This window comes from Streptomyces sp. NBC_01217 (genome assembly GCF_035994185.1).
Classification (GTDB): Bacteria; Actinomycetota; Actinomycetes; order Streptomycetales; family Streptomycetaceae; genus Streptomyces.
Genome location: NZ_CP108539.1, coordinates 18,353 through 40,986, shown reverse-complemented (window position 1 = coordinate 40,986; position 22,634 = coordinate 18,353). Strand labels below are relative to the sequence as shown.

Sequence of the window (22,634 nt, the reverse complement as noted above, 5' to 3'; positions counted from 1 at the left end):
TGTTCGTTCCATGCGGTAGAATCGAAGAATAGGAGGTGCTGCATGTCCGAGTTGTTCGACGCGGTCGACGCACTGGTCGCGTCCCGCGCCACACTCCCGCCGCCGGCGGAACGCAAGCGGCTGCGCGCCGCGCACGGCCTGACGATCGACGAGGTGGCCACCGCACTGAAGGTGCGCCGCGCCACGGTGTCGGGCTGGGAGTCCGGCAAGACCGAGCCCCGCCCGCCTGAGCGGGACGCGTACGCGCGGCTGCTGAAGCAGCTCGCGGAGCTCTACCCCGCGCCACAAAAGCCGGCCGCCCCGGTGCCCGCCACATTCACCGGCGCACCCGACCCGGCAGAAGCGCCGACTCTGTCCACAGGCCCGGCCCCCGAGGCTGCGGCCAAGACTGCAACCGAGAACACCCAGGCCCCCGCCCCGGCCCCCATCGCCGCTGCTCCGGCCGCCGCGTCACGTCCGGCGGTCACCACCAGGCCGTCGTCGACGTCCCGCCGTCCGGGCGCGAAGAAGGCGGCCCCGGCCAGAACCCCGGCGGGCGGCACCGACCCGCGGTTCGAGAACGGTCCGCTGGCGGTCGTCGACGTCGAGGACGGGCAGGTGCTGGCCTACTGCACCGGCGGCCTGGTCCTGGACGTGCCCGCCAAGAGCATCCCGGCCCTGGTGGACTGGACGCTCAAGGAGGCGAAGCTCGGGGCACCGAAGCTGTCCGGGCCGGGCAAGGACGCCGATCCGCTGCTCGTGCTCACCGAGGCCGCGCTGGAGCGCTACGGCCTCCCGGCCACCCTCACGGAGGAGGAGCGGCTCGCCGGGCGGCTCCCGGAGGGCCACAAGGTCATCAAGCAGCTGGTCCGCGCGGAGTGGAAGCTGACGAAGCGCGGGTTCGGCCCGTGGGCGCGGATCTACCGTCCGGCCACCGGCTCGGAGCGGGCCTGCGTCCAGCTGTGCATCCCGTCCTGGCAGGCACTGGACACGCGGCACTGGGGCGAGGCCGGGCAGCTCCCGCCAGCGGAACTCGCCCGCGTCCTGGGCGTGTACGCGTCCCGGGTAATGACGCCGCGCGGATCGACCGCCGTGACCGGCCTGGAGCTGATGACCGCGCTGCACCCGCCGACCCGCGCCACCGCGCCCGACGAGAACGGCAAGCGCACCTCGGAGCACAACCCCGGCTCGCTGGGGAAGGACTCCATCGACCCGATGGACTGGCCGCCGTGCGAGGTCCCCGACGGGCACCCGGTCCTCAAGGACCTGCCCCGGTTCCACGTGCGCGGCCCGGCGGAGAAGCTGTTCGAGGAGGCGTACGACTGGGCGCGGCCGATGACGGACGACGAATGCCTGCGCCGTCACCTGGTCGGCATCGACGTGAACATGGCCTTCGCAGCAGGCGCCAACGGGCTGCCCGTCGGCCTCGGAGCGCCCACGCACGTCACCAACCCCGTCTTCGACCCGAAGGCGCCTGGCAGCTGGCTGGTGGACCTGAGCCACGTCGACCTGTCGAAGGTGAAGGTCGGCAAGGAGTGGGTGGAGCTGGACGGCAGCCTGTTGCCCAGCCCGTTCACACCGAAGGGTGACCGCCCGACCGGCCCGGCCTGGTACGCGACCCCAACGGTGGCGTACGCGGTGGAGCTCGGCTACGAGGTGCGCCCGACCGAGGCGTGGGTGCGGCGCGAGAACGGCCGCTACCTGGACGGCTGGTACAACCGGCTGCGCGACGCCTACCTCGCCACGATGGCCGACCTCGGCGTCGACGCCGACCTGTCACCGGAGGACTTCCTCGCGGCGATGGACGGCTACAAGGGCCGTGACCCGGAGCTCGCGATCGTCGTCTCGGCGGTCAAGGCGACGGTGAAGGGCGGCCTGGGCAAGCTCCGCGAGCGCCCGCGCGGCGAGGGCTGGCGACCGGGCGAGCCGTGGCGGGCGCTGTCCCGCCCGACGTGGCGGCCGGACATCCGCGCGGCGGTCATCTCCCGCACCCGGATCAACCTGCACCGCAAGATCGTCAAGCACGCGGCGTTCACCGGGCAGTACCCGGTCGCGATCCTGTCCGACTGTGTCGTGTACGCGGCCGACGGGCCCTCGCCGCTGGACTTCCTGCCCTACCGGGAGGGCAAGCCGCTGCCCGGCGGCTTCAAGCTCGGCATCAACCCGGGCCTGGTCAAGCACGAAGGCACCCAGAGCGTCCTCTGGGGCGAAGAGGTCCGCGAGCGGTTCAACGCCCCGGAGCTCAACCTCGCCCGGTACATCAAGGACGGCACCGTCATCGACGTCGACAACGGCGAGTAAGGGAGTACGCAGGCGATGAGCATGTTCGGGGACGGCCTGGACAAGGCGGTGCAGAAGGCGTTCACTCGCCCGGCGCCCAAGTCCGCGGGCCCGCAGATGCGGTACATGGTCAAGCAACTCGGTGGCACGAAGGCGGTCGCCGAACTGCTCGGTATGTCCCAGCGGCAGGTGGAGCGGTACGTGGCGGGCAAGGCCAAGAAGCCGCGCGCCGACCTCGCCGCTCGCCTGGAGCGCGAGGTGACGAAGAGGTGGCAGCCGCAGATCCGGGCCAAAGCCCGGCAGAAGGCGGCGACGACCGGCGGCATCGTCATCGACGCCCGCGCCCGCATGGGCTACACCGCGCCGATCGGGTCCACGGACCAGGACCGCATCCGGCACCTGACCGTCGCCCTGCCGCCCGTCTACGCGGCCCGCCTCTTTGAGGCCCAGGAGCAGGGTGCCAGCGACGCCCGCCTCCAGGAGATCGCGGCCGAAGCGCTCAAGGAGGTGTACTTCCAGGACGGCGGCCGCCGCGCCGGAAGCCTGGAAGAGGTCCGGTTCACGGACGTCGAACACCTGGAGTTCGACCTGTAGCAGAGCCGTACCCCGAACAAGAGCGAGCCCGGATGTGACTGAGCGCGCCAGTTGGCGGGCAGGGTAGCGCCCGAGTCGGCGACCCCGGATCGATGAGACGGCGCAGGTCGATGTGGTCTGCCTGGTGCACTACCTCGCCGGGGTGCCGACTGACTAGTGCCGCATCAGGCAAGGTTCGCCCTGCCGTGACGCATCGCTTGGTTGCTGCGGCGGGCGGCATCGAGGTGTTGACCGGACTACCGCACGACACGCCGGACGTGAGCGCATCCCCCGCGTGGCCTAGTCGGTAGACGTTGCGCATCCGAACGACGAAGGAGCGCAACAAAGTTGGACGCAACATCTCGTGACATCCAGTTGATCCGCCTGCCGCGATGGGGGCGGGTAGCCGTGGGAGCCGGGGCGGTGCCCTGGCTGGTCTTCGACGAGAGGGGAAGAGCCGTGGAGCCGATTCGCAGGTTCCTGATCGACTTCGTCGCTCGGGACAACCGGCCGGGCAGCGTCCGCAGCTACGCTTTCGATCTCCTGCGCTGGTGGCGATGGCTTCGGGTGGTCCAGGTCGAATGGGACCGGGCCACGTCCGTCGAGGTGCGCGACTTCGTGCTGTGGCTGCGGGTCACGACGAAACCTCGGACGTCGGCGCGGACGCACTCGGCGGCGACGGCGGGGACGACCAACACGATCACGAAGAAGCCGTACCTGGACGACCTCTATAAGCCGCGCACGATCCGGCACAGCAACGCCGTACTCCGCAGCTTCTACGAATTCTGGATCGAGTCGGGCAGCGGCCCGCTGGTCAATCCGGTGCCGCTGGCCCGGAGCGCGAGGCGCCGCCCACATGCCCATCACAACCCGCTGCCTCCCTACGGCGGCGAGGGCCGGCTGCGCTACAACCCCAAGATCCCGCGCCGGCGTCCTCGGCAGATGCCGGACGAGCGGTGGAACGAGCTGTTTGCGGCCCTGCGGTCCAACCGGGACCGGGCGATCCTCGCGCTCGGTATCAGCAACGCCGCCCGAGCCTCCGAGCTCCTCGGGGTCCGCGGTGTCGATGTCGACTGGGGTGACCAGCTGGTACGCGTCGAACGCAAGGGCTCCCAGGCTGAGCAGTGGCTTCCCTCCAGTCCGGAGTCGTTCGTCTGGCTGCGGCTCTACCAGAGCGAGGGCCCGCCGTTGGACCCGCAGGCCCCGCTGTGGTGGACACTCCGGCGTCGTGACCATGGCGCCGGGCTGGCCTACCAGCCGATGAACTACGAGGCCCTTCGTGCGGTGTTCCGCCGGACCAACGCCCTGCTGGGCACGAACTGGTCGATGCACGATCTGCGGCACACCGCCGCGCTGCGGATGTCCCGGGACAAGCGGCTGTCGCTGCGGGACGTGCAGACCATCCTTGGTCACGCCAACCTGAGCACTACCGCCGACGTGTATCTCGTCGAGGAGGAAGAGCAGGTCATTGCCCGGGTTCAGGAGTACCTCGCCGACCGTGAGGAACGCGCGAAGCACCCCGTGCCGACCGCCGTCGCGACCGGTTACGAGGCAAGCGACCTGGCCGTGCTGTTCGGGGGTGGCCAGGCGTGACGCGACAAGGAAGCCGCCGAGCCAACTCCGTCCGCCGGGCCGGAACCGGCCCCACGCCGGCGAAGCCGTTGTTCATCGAGCACGACCTCAAAGCGGACAGGGAACGTATCGGCCCGCACGACCACCTCACCCGAGGCGAGGTCCTGGCCCTGCTGCCGACCTCGCCGCTCTGGCCGCAGAGAACGTACAGCCGCGGCATGTGGCCCGGAACTATCCGGCTCGCGGGGGCAGCCAAGATCCTCGACTGGCTGCTGACCTTCCCCGAAGACGGGTGGCAGGGACGGTGGCTCGCGGCCGGGGCGGACCAGGGCAAAGAGCTGATCCTGGCCCTCAACGAGGACGATCCGCGCTGCAAGGAGTCCAGGCGCAACGAGCTCATGATGGGCCTCAACAGCCTGCTTATCAGCCGGGTGGTTCTCCCGCGCTACGTCTTCCTGCGCGGCTACAAGGCGATGCGACTCTTCAAGGACGTCCAGCAGATGTTCCCCGCCGGGCAGCTGGACCGAATGCGCGACTTCGGCGCCGAGATCGGCATGACGCCCCGCCACATCGACGAGGGCCTGCGCGTCATCTCCTCGATCATCCTGCACACGGGCCGGGACCTCGCTCAGCTCACCGCCGAGGACGTCTTCTACCTGCGGGCCATCGGACGACGGGAGACCGGTGAGGCATATGTGGGTACCCACAGCGCCTGGGATTTGCTGCGGGGCGCCGGTGTCATCGACTCGAAGGACACCCTCAAAGACGCGCTGCGCCACGGGCAGCGGCCCACCGCCGAGCTGGTCGACGCCTACAACATCCAGTCCACGCAGGTCCGCAACCTGCTCGTCCGTTACCTCGAAGAACGCCGCCCCGGGATCGACTACGGCACCTTCCGAGGACTGGTACGCGAACTGGCCGGCGTGTTCTGGGCGGACATCGAGGCACACTACCCCGGCATCGACAGCCTCCGTCTGCCCGACGATGTCGTCGACGGCTGGAAACAACGCCTGGTCACCTACGTCAACAAGAGCGGAGAGGTCAAAGAGCGCCGCTCACGCATCGACGTCATGATGCGGGTGCGCGGCTTCTACCTCGACATTCAGGAGTGGGCCCACGACGACCCGTTCTGGGTCCAGTGGGCAGTGCCAAGCCCGATCACCCGGGGCGACGGCGCCGGGAACCACAAGATCATCAAACAGACCACATCCCGGATGCACCAGCGAGTCCGTGAGCGGCTGCCCCATCTTCCCGTGCTGCTGGAGACAGCCGAGCGAGTGCACCGAGAGGCCGTCGCTCTGCTGGAGGCCGCCCGCGCCACTCCGTTCAACGAGACCTTCGAGCACGGCGAGACGAGATACCTGCGGGTCCTTCCCAAGGTGAATCAGGTGCCCAGCCGCCTCGACCACGGCTCGCCGCATGTCTACATCAAGGAGGTCGACAGCAGCGAACGAAGGATCAACCAGAGCCTCGTGGAGGATGACGCCTTCTGGGCCTGGGCGATCATCGAGACGCTACGGCACACCGGAGTTCGCGCCGAAGAACTGACCGAGCTCACCCACCTCGCGCTGGTCTCCTACAAACTGCCCGACACCAACGAAGTCGTCCCGCTCCTCCAGATCGTTCCCTCCAAGAGCAACGAGGAACGGCTACTGCTGGTCAGCCCCGAACTGGCCAGCGTCCTGGCCACGATCATCAAGCGTCTGCGCGACGCCAACGGCGGGAAAGTCCCGCTGATCTCCCGCTACGACTCGCACGAGCGCGTCACGGGCCCCCAGCTGCCTCACCTGTTCCAGCGCCGCCCCTACTGGCAGCCGCAGGTCATGAGCGAGGCCGGCATCAAGCGCGCACTTGACCGCACTCTGGAGGCCACCGGACTCCGCGACCAGGCCGGCGAGCCGTTGCGCTACACCCCGCACGACTTCCGCAGGATGTTCGCGACTGAGGCCGTCACCGGCGGCCTACCCGTTCATATCGCGGCCCGAATCCTTGGTCACAAAACACTGACTACCACCCAGGCATACCTCGCCGTCTTCCAGGACGACCTGGTGCGCACCTACCGGGGCTTCCTCGACCGGCGCCGGGCCGAACGTCCCCAGGAGGAATACCGCGAGCCGACTGCGGCGGAGTGGCATGACTTCCAGCAGCACTTCGAGCTCCGCAAGGTGTCCCTCGGCACCTGCGGACGGCCCTACGGGACCCCCTGCAAGCACGAACACGTCCCGTTGACCGAACTAGATTGGGCTCCCTTCGAGGTCAACTCATATTGACGACAAGGGGGTTGTGGCCCCTACTGGCGGGTGGCGGCGACTGCGCGTGTGGTGGTGGATCTGGTTTCATCGCGTGTCGTCGAGTAGGTCGGCCCGTGGAGGTATGGATGCCAGAGCAGAGCACGACGGTCCGGGACGTGGCGGCGTTGAAGGTGGCGAGGGTCGGCCGCGTCGAGAAGAGCGATGACCCGCTGCGGCCGTTCCGGCTTGTAGACGCTGATGGCACTGAGGTGGCGGCGGTCAGTGAGTTCCTGCACCACATGCTCTCCGACGACGCGAGTCCAACGTCGTTGCGGTCCTATGCCTATGAGCTGTTGGCGTGGGTCCGGTTCTTACGCGCCGTGGACGTCCCCTGGCATCTGGCGAGCCGCGTCGAGGCCCGTGACTTCGCGCTGTGGCTGAAGACCACGAAGAAGCCGCCCCGGCGGCGCCGTCCCGACGCACCCGCCCCGGGCTCGGTGAATCCGGTCACGGGGAAAGCCGCGCCCGGCGAGAACTATGCCGCTCGGACCAGGCGGCACGCTCGCGCGGTGATCCGGTCGTTTTACGAGTACCACCGCGAGACCCACGGCCGGCCGCTGATCAACCCGTTCCCGCAGGGAGGGGCTGCCGACGAGGGCAGTCCGAATGCGCATCACAACCCGATGCAGCCGTTCCGGCAGCCCATGCGCCGGGGCACCTATCAGCCCAAGGAGCCCAAGCCGACCCCGAGGATCATTCCTGACCAGGCGTTCAACGACCTGTTCGCCGGGTTGAAGTACAACCGGGACAGGGCTCTGATCGCGTTCTACATCTCCACCGGTGCCCGCGCCTCTGAGCTGCTGGGTGTCCCGCAGGGCCTGGTCTCGCCCGGGGACCAGACGATCGGCGTGGTCCGCAAGGGCAGCCAGGTCCTGCAGCACCTTCCCGCCTCCGCCGACGCGTTCGTATGGCTGCGGCTCTACCAGCAAGACCTGCGCGGCATGATCCCCAAGCACCCGTCGGAGCCGCTGTGGTGGACGCTGCGACGGCCCTTCCGCCCGCTGGAGTACGACGCGGCCCGGATGGTCTTCACCCGTGCCAACCAGCTGCTCGGCGCGAACTGGACCCTGCACGACCTGCGGCACAGCGCGGCCAAGAGGATGGTCCGCGATCCGAACCTGACCCTCGCCGACGTGCAGTGGGTCATGGGGCATGCGCACATCACCACCACGGAAATTTACATCGCTCCCACGCCCGATGAGGTCGTCGCCCACGTCCTGGCCCACCATGAGCGACAGCGCGCCGAGCAGGCCAAGCCGCCGGCCCCGTCGGCGCCGGGTTACCGCACCGAGGTGCTGGCAGCGCTGTTCGGTACCTCGGCTGCGGGCGGCGAAAGCCGGTGAACCCGACCGCGAACGTCGACGTTGCCAGGACCGTCGAGTCACCTGAGGTAGACAAAGCGCTGGAGTGGGAACCGCGAGTCGGCGAAGCGAGCTGGTGGCAGACCCGTCAGAGCCGGGAGAGCCTGGTCGAGCGGCTGCTGGGATTGTTCACCGACCCCGGTGCGGGCCTGACCCGCGACAAGACCCGGCGACGGGGCCTGGGGAAGCTGCTGGACTGGCTCGAAGGCCAGCCCGGAGAGACCTGGCAGGATCGCTGGATGGCCAGCGGGGCGGACGACGCCGGCTTCGAGTGGACCGATCTGCCCCTGCAGGCACGCGGCACGCCCAAGAGCCACTGGCGCGATGAACTGGCCACGGGACTGGTGCTCTTGGTCGCCGGGCAGGCGATCCGCCCCAGCTACCCGTGGTTGCTGCGGCAGCGCGTGACGGTGATGCTCGCCGAGTCCCGGGCCGCCAGCGACCCCGATGCCTTCCAGCGGCTCGAACAGCTGGCTCAGCATGCGACAGCCACAGCGAGGTCCGACGCGCTGAACAAGCTCACCTGGATCGTGATCCGAAAGGGCGGCCTGGTCAGCGACATCACCGTCGGCGACTGCATTGAGCTGACTGCCGCTCTGGAGGAACACCACTTCCGGGGCAGCGCGGGCCGGCCGCTGTTCTACGCCCTGCTCAAGGAGACCGGCGTGCTCCCGGCCAGCGCACCGCTGCGGCTGCGGGCACTTCGCATCGAGGGCCGCCGCAGCGTCGAGCAGATCGTCGACGCGTACGGCATTGAATGCCGGGCCGTCCGTGACCTGCTGGTCGAGTACTTCACCGAGCGGGCTCCCGAGCTCGACCACGTCTCGTTGCGTTCCATCGCCCGCAACCTGTGCCGGCTGTTCTGGCGCGACCTGGAGATCCACCATCCCGGCATCGACTCGCTGCGGCTGACACCTGAGGTCGCGCAGGCGTGGAAGGAACGCCTGGCCTTCATCCGTGACGTCCAGGGCCACCCGGTGCGGCCGCGGGTGAACTTCCGCAGCGAGCTGGTGTTCGTCCGGGCGTTCTACCAGGACATCGCCCGCTGGGCCGCCGACGATCCGGCACGGTGGGCACCCTGGGTCGCGCCGTGTCCGATCAAGGCGAACGAGTGCGCGACGAAGAAGTCCAAGGCCAGGGTCAAGTCCCGGATGGACCAGCGAACCAGGACCCAACTGCCGCTGCTGCCCGCCCTGCTTCGCGCCGTCGACCGGCAGCGCAAGGACACCATGGCCCGCATCACCAAGGCCCGCGCGACACTGACCGGAGATCGGTTCCTCGTCGCCGGAAAGGAGTTTGAGCGCTGCGGGTCCGGTCAGGCCCGCCGCTTCTACGTCACCGAGGTGGCCACCGGCAGGCGGCGGAACCTGACCCACGAGGAGGAGGCGGCGTTCTGGTCCTGGGCGACGGTGGAGGTGCTGCGGCACACCGGCATCCGGATCGAGGAGATGCTGGAGCTCACCCACCACAGCTTCATCGCCTACACCCTGCCCACCACCGGCGAAATGGTGCCGATGCTGCAGGTCGCCCCGTCCAAGACCGATGCGGAGCGCCTGCTGCTGGTCTCCCCGGAACTGGCGGAGGTGCTGACCGCGGTCATCTTCCGGGTCCGGGCCGGGAACGCCGCCCTGCCGCTGGTGTCGGCCTACGACGTTTTCGAGCAGACCTGGAGCCCGCCCATGCCGTTCCTGTTCCAACGACGGTACGGCACCGAGGACCGGCCGCTGACCCGCAGCTACATCCGCGAGTGCCTGGTCGCGACCTCGCAGTCCGCCCAGATCACCGTGGCCCGCGACCCGCTCGAATGGCGCCCCCATGACTTCAGAAGGATCTTCGTGACCGACGCCATCCGATCCGGCCTGCCGCCGCACATCGCGGCGAAGATCTGCGGCCACACCGCTTTGGACACCACCATGGGTTATGCCGCGATCTACCCGGAGGACGTGATCTCCCATCACCGGGCCTTCATTGCCCGCCGCAGAACCGAGCGGCCCAGCGAGGAGTACCGCGAGCTCACCGCCACCGAGTGGGACGAGTTCCTGGCCCACTTCGAACTGCGCAAGGTTGCCTTGGGGACCTGCGGCCGCGACTACGCGACCCCGTGCCAGCATGAAAACGCCTGTGTCAGATGTCCCCTACTGCTCGTCGACCCGGCCCAGATGCCACGCCTCCAGGAGATCCACGCCAACCTCGTCGACCGCCTCCAGGAGGCCAAGGACCAGGGCTGGCTCGGCGAGGTCGCCGCCATCGAGACCACCATGGCCGCCGCCGCGCAGAAGCTGGAGGCCATGCGCGAGCGTGCAGCCCAGCCGTCCACCGTCCACCTCGGCATGCCCAACATCCGCCGGGACGCCGGACGATGCAGCGCCGATTCGGAGGACTGAGCACCGATACGTTCGGGATCTCCAGCGCACAAAATGGAGGACCTCTCATGGGTGCGTGCGGCATGATCGCGAACATGAGCGAACCGGAACTGGACCTGCTCTCACGGCTGTGGGACGAGCACAAGCGCGCGACGTTCCCGCCGCACCTACGCGGCCAGGACATCGAGGGCGAAGACATGGTGATGCTGGACGCGGACATCGCCGGCTGTGTCTCCTCGTCCCTGTCCGGCCCCCTTGATGAGCGGCGCCGCAGCATCTTGCTCCGGTGCCTCGCGGCTCTGGAGAAGGTCGTGCCATCGATCAGCGATGAGGGCGGTGCGGTCGAGTACTACGAGCGCCTGCGCGAGATGGCCGCGCTTGCAACCGAATCCGGGAACGCCAAGGCCCAGTAGCGTCGAGTGATGCGAGGTGCTGGTCGCCGCCAAACAGAAGCTCCCCCGATGCGCGACGTCGCCGCGCGGCACACCACTGCCTACCTCGGCATGCCCGATTTCCGCAGCGTTGTCGCGCGCATCGACTCCGAGCAGCCAAACGAAGGTGCGAAGCAGCAGTCCCGAGGACTACAACGAGGGGATGACCGTCTTTCTCTGTTCCAAGTGCGGCACCGCGATCACGCCGGAGCTGGCCGAGCTGGCCGCCGTCCCCAACGTCTCCGACGACGAACACGACCGGGACAAAGAGACACGCCGGGCCCCCTCCACCCTTCCGCGGGGCCGCTACGCGATCGATCCCGAGCCCTGGGGGCCTCCCTACGTCGTGCAGGACGATCAGGAGGACCCGAAGCCGGCTCAGACCCGAGGGCCGCTGGTCTGCCGTGAGGAGGGCTTCGTTGTCTCGGCGGGCGTCCCGGGCACGGTGCTGATGCACCCGGAGGACGCCCCCGACCTTCAACCGCTGCCCAACTGGGAGAACGGCATCGGCTGCTGCGGGCCGACCGGCAACGAAGGACTCAACCGAGCCTGTCCCTACGGCGCCGCCGTCGCGACGCTCGCGGCGGACTGCTTCGGGCCCTACGAACTGCACCTCGACCCCGTCCGAACCTACGTGTTCTCCCATTAGGCCCGCGTAACGGCCCATCCCGGAGCGCGACACGCCCGGGACGGCCTGTCGCCCGGCTTCTTCACGACTACTTTCCGTCGCGAACGCACTTCGCGGACGAGCTCAGCGTCGAGCTGGACTGGTTCGGATAAGCCTGCATCCGCTGCCCGGTCCTCCAGATCGACCCCCGCCAGCGTGGCCGCATCATCGAGATCATCCAGAACCTCCGCGACCGCATCCGCGAGGCCCGCGGCAACGGCTGGCTCGGAGAAGTCGAGGGTCTCCAGGTCAGCTTCGACGCCGCGATGGCCAAGCTCAACAGCCTCAAGAACACCCCCGCTGACGGACGCCCCCAGCTGGTCGACCTCGGCATGCCCGTCTTCACCGACTCCGCACCCCCACCTCAACCAGGAACGGGAGAATCCGGGCCCCGGCCGGAGCAGCCCTGACCGAATGCAGGGCGTCCCAAGGCGACGGCTCACTCACGCCGGTTTCGCACCGCAAGCACTGCTCCCGCGAGCCCCGCCACGCCCCCACCGATCATGGGCACGACCTGCGCCGACACCTTGTGGTCCACGGCGTAGAACCCCAGCCAGACGAAGGCCACACCAAACCCCACCACGATCACGTGCTCAAGTAGCCGGAAGCCGTACCCCACCCACTGGTCGAGGCGCTCCCGGTGCAGTTGGCGCTCCACGAGGTCCCGCCGCCAAGCGAGGTGGCTCGGGTCGATCTCCTGCCACTTCCGCGCCTCGTCGGCCTCGGGAAAGGACGGCATCATCCAGGCAGGCGTGTCGGCGGGCGGTGTGTCCTGGTCAGACATCGGTCGTCCCCCTGCCCTCACCCGGGCCCGGCGACGCGGACGCCACCCGCCGGTCGACCGTCAACAGCGCCTCGTTTACGGCTTGTTCGGCGGCGGCGCGGCGCCGGGCCCGCTCTTCGTCGGTCCACCGTGCGGGCGGTGCGAGCGACCGCGCGTAGCACCGCCACACGGGCACCGGCTCCTTCACTCGTGCGCGATGTCGCGTCAGTGCTGCCCGCACCTGTACGGCGAGCACACAGAGACCGAGGGTGAACAGCGCCCAGGGCAGCAGGGAGACGAAGAGGTCTGACACGTTGCCCGCGGCAACGTGGGCCCGCGGCGCTGTCCAGACCAGCACTGCTGCAAGCATCAAGAGGGGCAACAGCAGCAAACTCGCGAGGCCGACCGTGTTCCTACGCGCCGACCAGGGCGTCGCCATACTCGGTGTGGACACCGCGTACGCCTCTTCCTGCGCCCAGTCGAGTACCCGCCGAGCCTGGGCCGCCGTCAGTCGTCGCTCAGGGTCCTTGTCCAGCAGCCCATCGATGAGCCGCCCGAGTTCGCCGATGTGACCGAGGGGTGGCGGCTCCTCGCGCGCCACCGCCGCCAAGGTTCCCCAGACGTCACCCCGCTGGAACGGCGGACGTCCCGTGACGAGCTCGTGGAGTATCGCCCCCAGGGAGAACAGGTCGTTGCTCGGCGCCTGGGGGGCGCCGTGCAGCCGCTCAGGGGCGATGTAGTCCGCGGTGGCGACGATCCACCCGTCGTGCTCGATGGTGTCGGAGTCGTCGTCCCGCGCCATGGCGTCGACGCCCGGCAACAGCATCCATCCCCCCTCGGCCATAAGGACGTTGGCGGGCCGCACATCCCCGTGGACGACTCCGGCCTCGTGCAGCGCGGCCAGCGCGTCAAGCAGCGCCTTCGCCACCTCCCGCACCCGCTCGCCGGACATCCGGCCGTTCTCGGCCAGGTACTCGGCGAGCGACGGACCGGAGACGAACGGCATGACAGACCACACCACTCCGTCCGCCTCCACGAGTTCGTACACGGTGACGAGGTTCGGATGGTCCAGCCGGGCGACCTCACGCGCGAACCGCTCCGCAAGCACCGCCCCCGGGTCCGTCGGCCCCACTGCCTTGACTGCCACCCGGCGGCTCAGGACCTCGTCGTACGCCTCCCACACCCGCCCGTACCCGCCGTGCCCCAGCTGGTTCCCGACGCGATACCGCCCGCCGAGCACCCAACCTGGCCGCCCCATCCCTTGCTCCATGCCTCCCCCGTACCCACCGCCCCGCCATAGAAAGCCCCTCAGCCTTCTAGCCGAGAACGCAGCAGGGAGTGTCACGGCTTGCTGGACTGAATGGAAGGGGCCCACCTTGATCGTTCTCTTAGTCCGGAAAAGGACGGCCAGAATGATCAGGTGGCTGAACGTGTGAAGGTCCGGGAGATTGAGGACGACGAGGGCCGGCGGTTGCTACGGATAATCCGCAGAGGCACCGGTTCGGTGGTGATTTGGCGGCGGGCCCAGATGGTGCTGTTATCCGCGCAGGGCATGGGGGTTGAGGAACATCGGCGTCGGATCGTGCGGCAGCCGTAAGTCGGCGCGATGCCGCAGATGGGTCGCCGTGGACCCCTCCCGGCGGTGGCCGGGACGTTGCCGGGGCCGTCGGCGGCTACCGCTGCACGCGCGCGGCTCGCCTCCGACACCGGCCCCCCTCCAGCGCCCTGTGGGACACCGACGCCTCCGAGCGCGGGAACGGCTCGGCCGGCATGGCGGCAGACCTCGCAGCTCTGGACTGGGCCGTCCTCGAAGTCGACGCCCTGACGTGGAAGTTCATCGAGGATCGCGACGCGGCGGAAGTCCGTTCCGAGTTCAGTGTGTACGGAGTCGACGCCGTCCGCATGGAGATCCACGCCACCAGATACAAACTCCTCGCCAACACCTGATCCGCTTACTCGCCCACGAGACGGTCCGTGCCGATCCACGGGGACGGGCCGTCACCTTTCGAGCGGCCACCAGCGGCGGCACCAACTTCATTGATCAGCTTCGACGGCGTGAAGCAGGCACGCTAAATCGGTACGTTCCGGCTGCCAGGTCCGCGTACCTTGCCGTCATGTCTTCCGATCCATGGGACGACTTGGCCACCGCCCTTCTCGCGGTGCACGAGCCGTTCGCGCACGACTTCGCTACCCACCACGGCTTCCTCCCCGGCTCCCCCGCGGCCCTGGAGGTAGCAAGCGAGCCGTACACCGATGATTGGGCCGCAAAACCATCGCGCAACGCCAACATCACGGGAGCGCACCTAGCCAACCTGGCCATGGATCATCTAGCGGGCCTGGCCATCCTGCTGCGCACACAGAACCCTGTCTCCGTCTACGGGCCCTCATCAGTAGCGCGCAGCACGATCGAAATCGCCGCCCGGTGCTACTACCTGCTTGAACCCGGCGTATCGCCTCTCGAACGCATTCGGCGCCAACAGAGCGACCGCCTGGTGGCGCTGTGGGAAAGGCAGCGCCTTGTCGAAATAGTGCGGGGAGAGGGCTTCGCCGAGGCTCAGGTAGCCCTCGACCACCTCGATTCCCAGATCAAGAGCGTCGTCGACTCTGCCCGCCGCCACGGCCTGACCCTGCGGAACCTCAGGGACAGGAAGCGTGCCCCTTTCATAGCCGGGCCCGAGGCCACGAAGCCGGTAGGCGCAACTGATCTGGTTGAAGCTCTCGTCGGTCAGGGAAACGGCCTGGGCGCCTTCTCGTACCAGACGATGAGCGCCGTCGGTCACGGCCGGGAACACGGCATGATGCAGTTCTTCACCCATCGCGGCGCACTCCTTGACCACACACACGGCGATGCCTTCGGGACAATCGAAGCCACGCCGCAGCAGACGGCACAGAACCTTGCTGGAGTACCCATAGCTGTGGTTGGGATGCTGAGCCGTCTCTACGCCCATTTCGGGTGGCCGAACGGGAACGCAGGACCTGCCGCCAATCGCTTGCTGCTGGTCTGGGGTCGGGTCGCCGGGATTCCGATCACGGCTTAGGACCCCGCAGGACTACTAGGACTGCGGGGGCGTTGACGGCGGCTCAGCCCGCGCTGCCTCACGCTGGACACGCTGCTCCCGGCGATACTCCTCTTCGGCCTCGTCGGCGTGCTGCCACTCCTCGCGCTTCAGTTCCAAGGAGGATCGGGCTTCCTTGAAAGCGAAGCTCGGTTCCGGTAGTCGCTCCTCCCGCTGCCACGCGCCCACGCAGGCCACGGCGTGGCTGATCACGCCGCTCAGCACCCAGGACCGAGACCGCCCGTAGTAGGCGTACTCAAGCCCGGACTGCCACGCGTCCAGCAACTCCATGGCCTCGTGCAGCAGGGCGCGTAGGTCCTCGTTGCGGATTGCCTCAACGGCGATGCGCGCCGGACCGATGATGTCGTCCAGCTCCTGGTCCCATGCCTGCCGGACGGCTGCGAGTTGTTCCAACTGCTCGCGGTCCAAGCCGCGTTCTCGGGCCTGGGGTACATGTCGTACGTGCCGCTGGAGCTGGCCGAACGTGTCGGCGAGCGCGGCCACGGCGGCGTCCTGCTTGGCCTCTAGGCGGGCCTGCTTGGCGTCCTCCAGTGCCTTGGCCTGTGCCTTGTGTGTGCCGAAGTATGAGGCCGCCGCACCGACCAGGGCGCCGACGAGTCCCGAAACGGGTGAGAGCCAGTCCATGGACGCCAGTCTGCTGGATGGTCAACATGCCCGGCCCTCCTATCTCATAGGGGGGCGCAATATCTGCGGTAGACGGTCAGCCAGCTCGCCGCGCTGCTACATGTGCACCAGGCGTTACGTAGCGGAAGGCGTGCGCAGTGGTGTGCGGCCAACCTCGATGGCTTCTGCCGCCTCCTCCTCGTCGTAATGGCTTCCTGATACATCGTCGGACAGATGACCACTCCTATCCGGCCTAGGTCCGGCAAGGCACTGGTCTTGTATCTGGGCAAGCCGTACCGTCCACGGCGTGGCGAGAACGTTGCGGATGGCAGTCGCACAAAGCACGGTGCCGGAGGATCCCACCGACCGGGGAGCGCTGCGGGCGGCCGGGCTGGAGATCCGGGCCCTGATGGTCGAGGCCGCCGGGGCGGGTGCGCGGCTGGTGCAGTTCCCGGAAGGGGCAATCACTTATCCCAGCAAGCACGTGGTGGCGGCCGGGCCGGCCGGTGCTCTGGTCCCGGCCGACTGGAGTCGTGCCGCGTGGGACGTCCTGCGCGAGGAAGCGGAGTCGATCACCGCGCTCGCCGGGGAACTCGGCCTGTGGACGGTGTTCGGATCGATCCACCCGCTCACACAGCCCAACCGGCCGCACAACAGCCTCTACGTCGTCTCCGACCACGGCCAGCTGGTCGCACGGTATGACAAGCGATTTCTCTCGCACACCGAGGTCTCCTTCCTGTACTCCCCGGGGCAACAGCCGCTTGTCGTCGAGGTGGACGGCATCCGGTTCGGCTTCGCACTGTGCATCGAGGCCAATTTCCCGGAGGTGTTCGCCGAGTACGAGCGCCTGGACGTCGATTGCGTCTTGCTATCGGTGATGGTGGACGACGCGCCCCGGGCAGTCGTCGCCCAGGCGTACGGGACGCTCTACAACTACTGGCTTGGCTACTCCGTCCCGTCGCAGTTCAGCGCCACAGTGCCGTCCGGGATCGTGGCACCCGGTGGGCGGTGGCTGGCGCGCTGTCTTCCGGACGGACGTTCCGCCCTGGCGATCGCGAACATCGACCTCGACTCGAAGGACGAGGACATCAACATGGCCCTTCGCTACGCCCGCCCGTGGCGCCGCTTGGCCCGAGCCAGTCTCTACGATGAGCAGATCCCGGTTGGCGACCCCCGCAGCGACACCAGCACAACCTTCTGAGACCGCTGGTTCAAAAGGCTATGCGTGATCGAGCACCGCAGCCGTCAGGTATCCCGCTGATTCAGCGACAGCTACGGTGCTGACACGACCGAGAAACCGCAGATCGCGTGGTGCTGTTGACGACAACAAGCATGCTGAGTCACACGGACCATCGGTCCGGGCTCGCTTCGTTTCCCGCTGTCACGCAGGGGACGGCGTGTCCGATGCCGCACGCGGGGCCGGCACCACGGCGTTCGACTGCGCGGTCGCGAGCGCCTGGTCGACGAACTCCCGCACAAGCATCGCGGCCTCCACCATCGTGACCGTCTTCGTCCATCCTGCGTCGTGCCACCAGCAGGACAGCTCGAAGCGGTACGCGCCGTGGCCGCGTTCGACGTCCTCGACCCACGGCTCACGCCTGCAGCGGCGGGAGCGGATGACGTGGCGCTCGGTCGCCTCCACATGCATCCGGGCGAGGGCGGCGTGGTACCGGGCGGGCAGGGTGCGCCGCTCCAGGCAGCCGCGGCACTCCAGCAGGTGCAGCGCGGAACCCTCCTTGTCCCGCAGGAAGGAGTGCGCGGAGCTCTTCCCCTCGTAGGTGTTGCAGCTGCCGCACAACGGGCCGCGCACGTATCCGTGATCGTGGCAGTGATCCCAGACCGACGCCCGGCTCTCCGCGCACATGCGGCACAGATAGCCGTCGGCGCGGGTGCTGCGCGTGCGGGCCGACTCGTAGAGCACGCCGCGCAGGTGACCGGTGTACCGCTGGAACGTGGATCCCGAGCAGGGCGGGCACAGGGTGACGTAGCCGAGCGGGCTCGGTGTGCGCCAAGCGCCCCACCGGGGACCCTGGGCGCGGCAGCGGCTACAGATCCGGGCCCGGCCTACGAGCTCCTCTGTCACCTGTTCCCAGCGGGCGAGAAGGTCGGCGTAGGTCCTCGGCAGGAAGAGGCCGCTGTCCGAGCGGGTCATCAGCTCCAGCGGCCTGGTGTTGCCGATGCTCCGCCGGCTCCCACTGGACGCTGCAATGAACTCCTCCCAGGTCAGTTCACCCGGCATCCCGCCGACGCCGATGCGCTGCCAGCTGTCGTCCCGCTCTTCGTACGGCCGTTCCAGCTGGTGCTTGTGCCGGGCGTGCCAGTACATCCAGGAGGCGATCCGCTCCCGCCAGTCGGCCCGGCCCCGTTCCTCCGGGTCCTGGTCGTCGCGCTCGCGGTAGGGCGGTACCTGGACCTCGACTACGTCGTCAGGGTCCAGGCGGAAGTCGGCGAACACTTGGGCGGCGCGGCGGATGTCGCGTTCGTCGTAGGTCCACCTCGACTTGTACTTGTAGCAGCGGACCGCGATGTCGCCGAGGACGACGTGGCCGTGCTGGCGCAGCCGCACCATACTCACGAGGTCGTCCAGATCGAGTGGGACGGCGGATCCGGCGGAGATCTCCGCGAAGTACGTGCGGGCGAGCCTGGGGCTGATCTGGGCCATGCCCGGATAGTGACAGCGGGCTCTGACAACACCGACTCAGCCCCCGCACACGTGCACGGATCGCCGTACGGCCGTCCGGATACGGGTAAGCCGACGCTTCAGGCGCTCTGGCCGACCCGGCTGATTCGGTGCTGTGTGTAGAGGAAGAGGCGGTCGACGTGCTGGCGGAACAGCTCGGGGTTCGCGCAGCACACCGCGGCCAGAGAGAGATCCCCGCCCTTGGTGGTCGCGTAGCGCCCCTGGTCGCCCCTCGGGTCGCGGGCGTACAGGTCCCGGATGAACTCGACGACCAGGTGCCGGTCGTCGTCCCCGGCGGATAGGTCATCGCCGCTCTCCTGCAGCCGCTTCAACAGCTTGCCGAGGTCGTGGCCGTCCTTCTGTCCTGGCCCGACGAACGCCTTCAGTGAAAGCTCGGCCAGCTGCCGGGCGAGGAAGAAGGCCGGTTGCGGGACCCCCGCGTCAATCAACGCGATGGCGCCTTCGTAGAACTCGCCGATCGTCTCCTCGGACGCGTTCGCGCAGTGCGTGCGGGACAGACACAGCGCGTCGGGCCACTCGTGGTCCGTGTCCATGTCGCCGAACGGGCTCACATAGGTCATGCCGGGCATTGTGCACCGGCGGCCCGCCCGGAGGAGGCCGGATTTCCCTGCTCGGGTGACCGCTGTCGCAGACCTCACACGCCATCGGCGCCGAGGGGCGTCCTGGCCCCTGGTTGTGGTGTTTCCGGACGTTGGTTCCACGGCGTCTTCGAACGTCAGCTGCTGCGGGAGGATCTTGATGTTGACGTGGACCAGGTCGCCGACCCGGTCGTGTTCGTAGCGGATGACCTCGCACATCTGCTCGCCCGTGGGCGGATCGAGGTCCCGCAGTCGGTTGAGGCCTCGGCGCACCAGGACCCGGTGCACGGGACTGAGGCACGACGTCCTGGGCCTGTACGCCACCGGCCACACCACCACCGGCACGCCGATGGATGCCTGGAACTGGCCTGGGCTGGAAGTGGGTTTCGGCGAGACGGGTGCGTCGGGCCCGCATGCGGCGCTACCGTCCCCATCAACACCGCGATGAGGGGGAGGTCGGGATGCTCGACCAGGCATTGATCGCGCTGGCCGCGTCCGGTGGCACGGCGCTGGTGGGAGCGGCGGGGACGGACGCATGGAGGGGGCTGCGGCAGGCGGTGGCGCGCTGGTTCGGCCGGGGCGATGCGCGGCGTGAGCAGGCCGAGCTGGAGCGCCTGGACCAGATCGCGGCCGCCGTGCAGGCCACCGACCCAGCGGAGGAGGAGCAGGCACGCAGTCGGCAGGAGGGCGTCTGGCAGACCCGCATCGAGACGTTGCTGGAAAGCCTGGACGGTGCCGAGCGGGAGGGTGCGGCCGAGCAACTGCGCAGCCTGCTCGCACAGCACTCCCCGCAGGGCGGTGTGGCCGCCGGACCGGGCGGGCTGGCCGCGACCACGGTAGACATCCATGCCGAGCAGGGCTCGATCGCGGCTGGTGTGATCCACGGAGGGGCGCAGATCGGCACCCCTCCCATGCCGGCTCCGCCCCAGGGCTGAGCGGACCGGCCACCGCAAGCCCACCCGAAGTCCCGCACCACCCCGTCGGCGACGGCACCGGGGGCATCACCGCGACCGGCGGCGGCATCGCCGCCGGCACAGTCACCGGGGGAATCCACCAGCATCGGCATGCTGCCCCGCGCGTGCCCGCGGAGTGGCCGCACCAGGTTGGCGTCCTCCCCTCCCGGGCGCAGTCCTTCCAGCACCGGGTTGAGGCGGACCGGCTGCGGGCGGCGGTCGACGACGGAGGCGCCGCAGTCCTGCGCCAGGTGCTGGCCGGGATGGGTGGGGTGGGCAAGACCCAGCTCGCCGCGGACTACGCCCACACCGCCTGGGACGCCGGCGGCCTGGACGTCCTGGTCTGGGTCACCGCCAGTGCCCGCTCCCCGGTGGTGGCCGGATACGCGCAGGCCGGCATCGAGCTGTGCCGGGCCGACCCCGACGATCCGGAACAGGCGGCCCGCTCCTTCCTGGCCTGGCTGACCCCGAAGGTCGGGCAGCGGCCGTGCCGGTGGCTGATCGTCCTGGACGACGTCGCCGACCCCGACGACCTGGTCGTCAACTCCGACGACCCCGACAATCGGTACAGCCTGTGGCCGCCTGCCAGCCCGTACGGCCGGACCCTGGTCACCACCCGCCGCCGCGACGCCGCCCTGACCGGGGAAGGCCGCCGCCTGGTCGAGGTCGGCCTGTTCACCGAGGCCGAAGCGGCCGCCTACCTCACCACGTCCCTGGCCGCCCACGGCCGAGTCGAGCCCGCCGGCCAGCTCACCGCCCTGGCCGCCGATCTCGGCCACCTGGCCCTGGCGTTGGCCCAGGCCGCCGCCCACCTCATCGACTCCGGCGAGACCGTGGCCGCCTACCGCGACCTGCTGGCCGACCGCGCCACCACACTCGCCGACCTCGCGCCCGACGCGCTGCCCGACGAGCAGGCCCACTCCCTCGCCGCCGCCTGGTCCCTGTCCCTCGACCGCGCCGACCGGCTGCCCCCCGCAGGACTGGCCCGACCCATGCTCCAGCTGACCGCCCTGCTCGATGCCAACGGCATTCCCGAGGAGGTGCTGACCAGCGAGGTGGCCCGCGCGCACCTCGCCGCGCACCGCACCGCAACCAGCCAGCGCCCCGCCGAGGACCGGGCCCCCGTCTCCCGCCGGGACGCGGTGCGCACGCTGCGTGCCCTGGACCGGCTCAGCCTCATCGACCACACCCCCAACGCCCCCCACCAGGCCGCACGCGTCCACCAGCTCATCCAGCGCGCTACCCGCGACACCCTCCCCCTCGATCAGCGAGACCAGTACGCTCGCACCGCCGCCGACGCCCTCATGGCTGCCTGGCCCGAAATCGAACGCGACACCAACCTCGCACAGGTCCTGCGCGCCAACGCACAAGCCCTCACCCGTCACGCCGATCACGCCTTGTACCTGACCGACGCCCACCCCGTGCTCTTCCGCACCGGTCTAAGCCTCGGCAAGAGCGGCCAGGTCACCGCAGCCGCCGACCACTACCAAAACCTCGCCGACACCGCTGGCCAACGCCTCGGCCCGGACCATCCCGGTACCCTTACCGCCCGGGACAGCCTCGCCCGATGGCGGGGTGAGTCGGGGGATGCGGCCGGGGCCGTCGCTGCCCTTGAGCAGTTGGTGATCGACCGGCTGCGGGTGCAGGGCCCGGACCACCCCGACACCCGCGAAACCCGGAACCTCCTCTTCTGGTGGCGGGGAGTGTCGGGGGATGCAGCCGGGGCCGCCGCCGCATTCGAACAGCTGCTCGCCGACCGGGTCCGGGTGCTGGGCCCGGACCACCCTCACACCCTCACCGCCCGGATGCATCTCGCCCAGTGGCGGGGTGAGTCGGGGGATGCGGCCGGCGCCACGGCTGCCCTCGAGGGGCTGCTGGAGGACTACCTGCGGGTACAGGGCCCAGACCACCCCCACACCCTGAACACCCGGTACACCCTCGCCCGATGGCGGGGTGAGTCGGGGGATGCGGCCGGCGCCGCCAACGCATTCGAACAGCTGCTGGCCGACCACGTCCGGGTGCTGGGCCCAGACCACCCCGATACCCTTAACACCCGGTACAGCCTGGCCTACTGGCGGGGTGAGTCGGGGGATGCGGCCGGTGCCGCGGCCGCCTACGCCGAGCTGCTGCCGGACATGGTGCGGGTGCTGGGCCAAGTCCACCCCGACACTCTGACCACCCGCAGCCACCTGGCCTACTGGCGGGGTGAGTCGGGGGATGCGGCCGGTGCCGCGGCCGCCTACGCCGAGCTGCTGCCGGACATGGTGCGGGTGCTAGGCCAAGTCCACCCCGACACCCTGACCACGCGCGAGCAGCTCACCGGATGGCAGGAAACGGCGGGACACTCGACTGTTGATTAATCGACCGATTGATGAGCAAAATCGATAACCGGCGGCGCGCGGCCGGATCGGTACCGGATCATGCCCATAAAACGGTGTTAGA

At 69.1% G+C, this 22,634-nt stretch carries 18 protein-coding genes and 1 pseudogene; 14 read left to right on the top strand and 5 right to left on the bottom strand.

Going from position 1 to position 22,634, the window contains the following annotated elements:
• The first annotated feature begins 42 nt into the window (after positions 1-42).
• The 8 genes from tap (at position 43) to OG507_RS39695 (ending at position 11,499) form a co-directional block, all read left to right on the top strand.
• Positions 43-2,280 (top strand): telomere-associated protein Tap, encoded by a 2,238-nt coding sequence (gene tap / locus OG507_RS39730; protein ID WP_327372288.1) that lies wholly within the window; start codon positions 43-45, stop codon positions 2,278-2,280.
• A 15-nt stretch (positions 2,281-2,295) separates the two neighbouring features.
• Positions 2,296-2,853, top strand: a complete 558-nt coding sequence (gene tpg, locus OG507_RS39725; protein ID WP_327372287.1) for a telomere-protecting terminal protein Tpg — start codon at positions 2,296-2,298, stop codon at positions 2,851-2,853.
• A 327-nt stretch (positions 2,854-3,180) separates the two neighbouring features.
• Complete coding sequence (locus OG507_RS39720) at positions 3,181-4,425, top strand: tyrosine-type recombinase/integrase (protein WP_327372286.1); 1,245 nt, start codon at positions 3,181-3,183, stop codon at positions 4,423-4,425.
• The gene (locus OG507_RS39715) at positions 4,422-6,674 is read left to right on the top strand and encodes a tyrosine-type recombinase/integrase (RefSeq protein ID WP_327372285.1); all 2,253 of its coding nucleotides are present in this window, start codon (positions 4,422-4,424) and stop codon (positions 6,672-6,674) included. Before OG507_RS39720 ends, OG507_RS39715 begins: the two co-directional genes overlap by 4 nt.
• 107 nt (positions 6,675-6,781) lie before the next feature.
• Positions 6,782-8,038 (top strand): tyrosine-type recombinase/integrase, encoded by a 1,257-nt coding sequence (locus OG507_RS39710; RefSeq protein ID WP_327372284.1) that lies wholly within the window; start codon positions 6,782-6,784, stop codon positions 8,036-8,038.
• Positions 8,035-10,440 carry a site-specific integrase gene (locus tag OG507_RS39705; protein ID WP_327372283.1) on the top strand — a complete coding sequence of 802 codons (2,406 nt, stop codon included), beginning with the start codon at positions 8,035-8,037 and terminating at the stop codon, positions 10,438-10,440. The genes OG507_RS39710 and OG507_RS39705 overlap by 4 nt, the downstream gene beginning before the upstream one ends.
• A gap of 74 nt (positions 10,441-10,514) precedes the next feature.
• A complete protein-coding gene (locus OG507_RS39700; protein WP_327372282.1) occupies positions 10,515-10,832 on the top strand; it encodes a hypothetical protein in 318 nt (105 codons plus the stop codon).
• A 145-nt stretch (positions 10,833-10,977) separates the two neighbouring features.
• Entirely contained in the window at positions 10,978-11,499 is a 522-nt protein-coding gene (locus OG507_RS39695) for a hypothetical protein (protein WP_327372281.1), read from the top strand.
• Positions 11,500-11,956: 457 nt separating this feature from the next.
• Here OG507_RS39695 and OG507_RS39690 read toward each other — a convergent pair whose 3' ends face one another.
• Positions 11,957-12,301 (bottom strand): hypothetical protein, encoded by a 345-nt coding sequence (locus OG507_RS39690; RefSeq protein WP_266846845.1) that lies wholly within the window; start codon positions 12,299-12,301, stop codon positions 11,957-11,959.
• Positions 12,294-13,538, bottom strand: a complete 1,245-nt coding sequence (locus OG507_RS39685) for a serine/threonine-protein kinase (protein WP_327372280.1) — start codon at positions 13,536-13,538, stop codon at positions 12,294-12,296. The genes OG507_RS39690 and OG507_RS39685 overlap by 8 nt, the downstream gene beginning before the upstream one ends.
• Positions 13,539-13,700: 162 nt before the next feature.
• Here OG507_RS39685 and OG507_RS39680 point away from each other — a divergent pair.
• The 3 genes and pseudogenes from OG507_RS39680 to OG507_RS39670 all read left to right on the top strand — a co-directional run.
• Positions 13,701-13,841, top strand: a pseudogene (locus OG507_RS39680) (IS630 family transposase); the annotation flags it as partial.
• Between the two features lie 209 nt (positions 13,842-14,050).
• Positions 14,051-14,227 (top strand): hypothetical protein, encoded by a 177-nt coding sequence (locus OG507_RS39675; RefSeq protein ID WP_327372279.1) that lies wholly within the window; start codon positions 14,051-14,053, stop codon positions 14,225-14,227.
• Positions 14,228-14,394: 167 nt separating this feature from the next.
• The gene (locus OG507_RS39670) at positions 14,395-15,318 is read left to right on the top strand and encodes a hypothetical protein (protein ID WP_327372278.1); all 924 of its coding nucleotides are present in this window, start codon (positions 14,395-14,397) and stop codon (positions 15,316-15,318) included.
• 15 nt (positions 15,319-15,333) lie between these two features.
• On the opposite strand, the gene OG507_RS39665 is transcribed toward OG507_RS39670, so the two are convergent.
• Positions 15,334-15,981: a hypothetical protein gene (locus tag OG507_RS39665; protein ID WP_327372277.1), complete on the bottom strand. Its 648-nt coding sequence runs from the start codon at positions 15,979-15,981 to the stop codon at positions 15,334-15,336.
• Positions 15,982-16,285: 304 nt separating this feature from the next.
• Between OG507_RS39665 and OG507_RS39660 the strand changes: the two genes are divergently transcribed.
• Entirely contained in the window at positions 16,286-17,161 is an 876-nt protein-coding gene (locus tag OG507_RS39660; protein WP_327372276.1) for a carbon-nitrogen hydrolase family protein, read from the top strand.
• A 180-nt stretch (positions 17,162-17,341) separates the two neighbouring features.
• Here OG507_RS39660 and OG507_RS39655 read toward each other — a convergent pair whose 3' ends face one another.
• A complete protein-coding gene (locus OG507_RS39655; RefSeq protein WP_327372275.1) occupies positions 17,342-18,622 on the bottom strand; it encodes an endonuclease domain-containing protein in 1,281 nt (426 codons plus the stop codon).
• Between the two features lie 98 nt (positions 18,623-18,720).
• Entirely contained in the window at positions 18,721-19,221 is a 501-nt protein-coding gene (locus tag OG507_RS39650) for a hypothetical protein (RefSeq protein ID WP_327372373.1), read from the bottom strand.
• 479 nt (positions 19,222-19,700) lie between these two features.
• On the opposite strand from OG507_RS39650, the gene OG507_RS39640 reads away from it, so the two are divergent.
• Entirely contained in the window at positions 19,701-20,174 is a 474-nt protein-coding gene (locus tag OG507_RS39640; protein WP_327372274.1) for a hypothetical protein, read from the top strand.
• A 143-nt stretch (positions 20,175-20,317) separates the two neighbouring features.
• Positions 20,318-22,552, top strand: a complete 2,235-nt coding sequence (locus OG507_RS39635) for a tetratricopeptide repeat protein (RefSeq protein WP_327372273.1) — start codon at positions 20,318-20,320, stop codon at positions 22,550-22,552.
• Positions 22,553-22,634 lie beyond the last annotated feature (82 nt).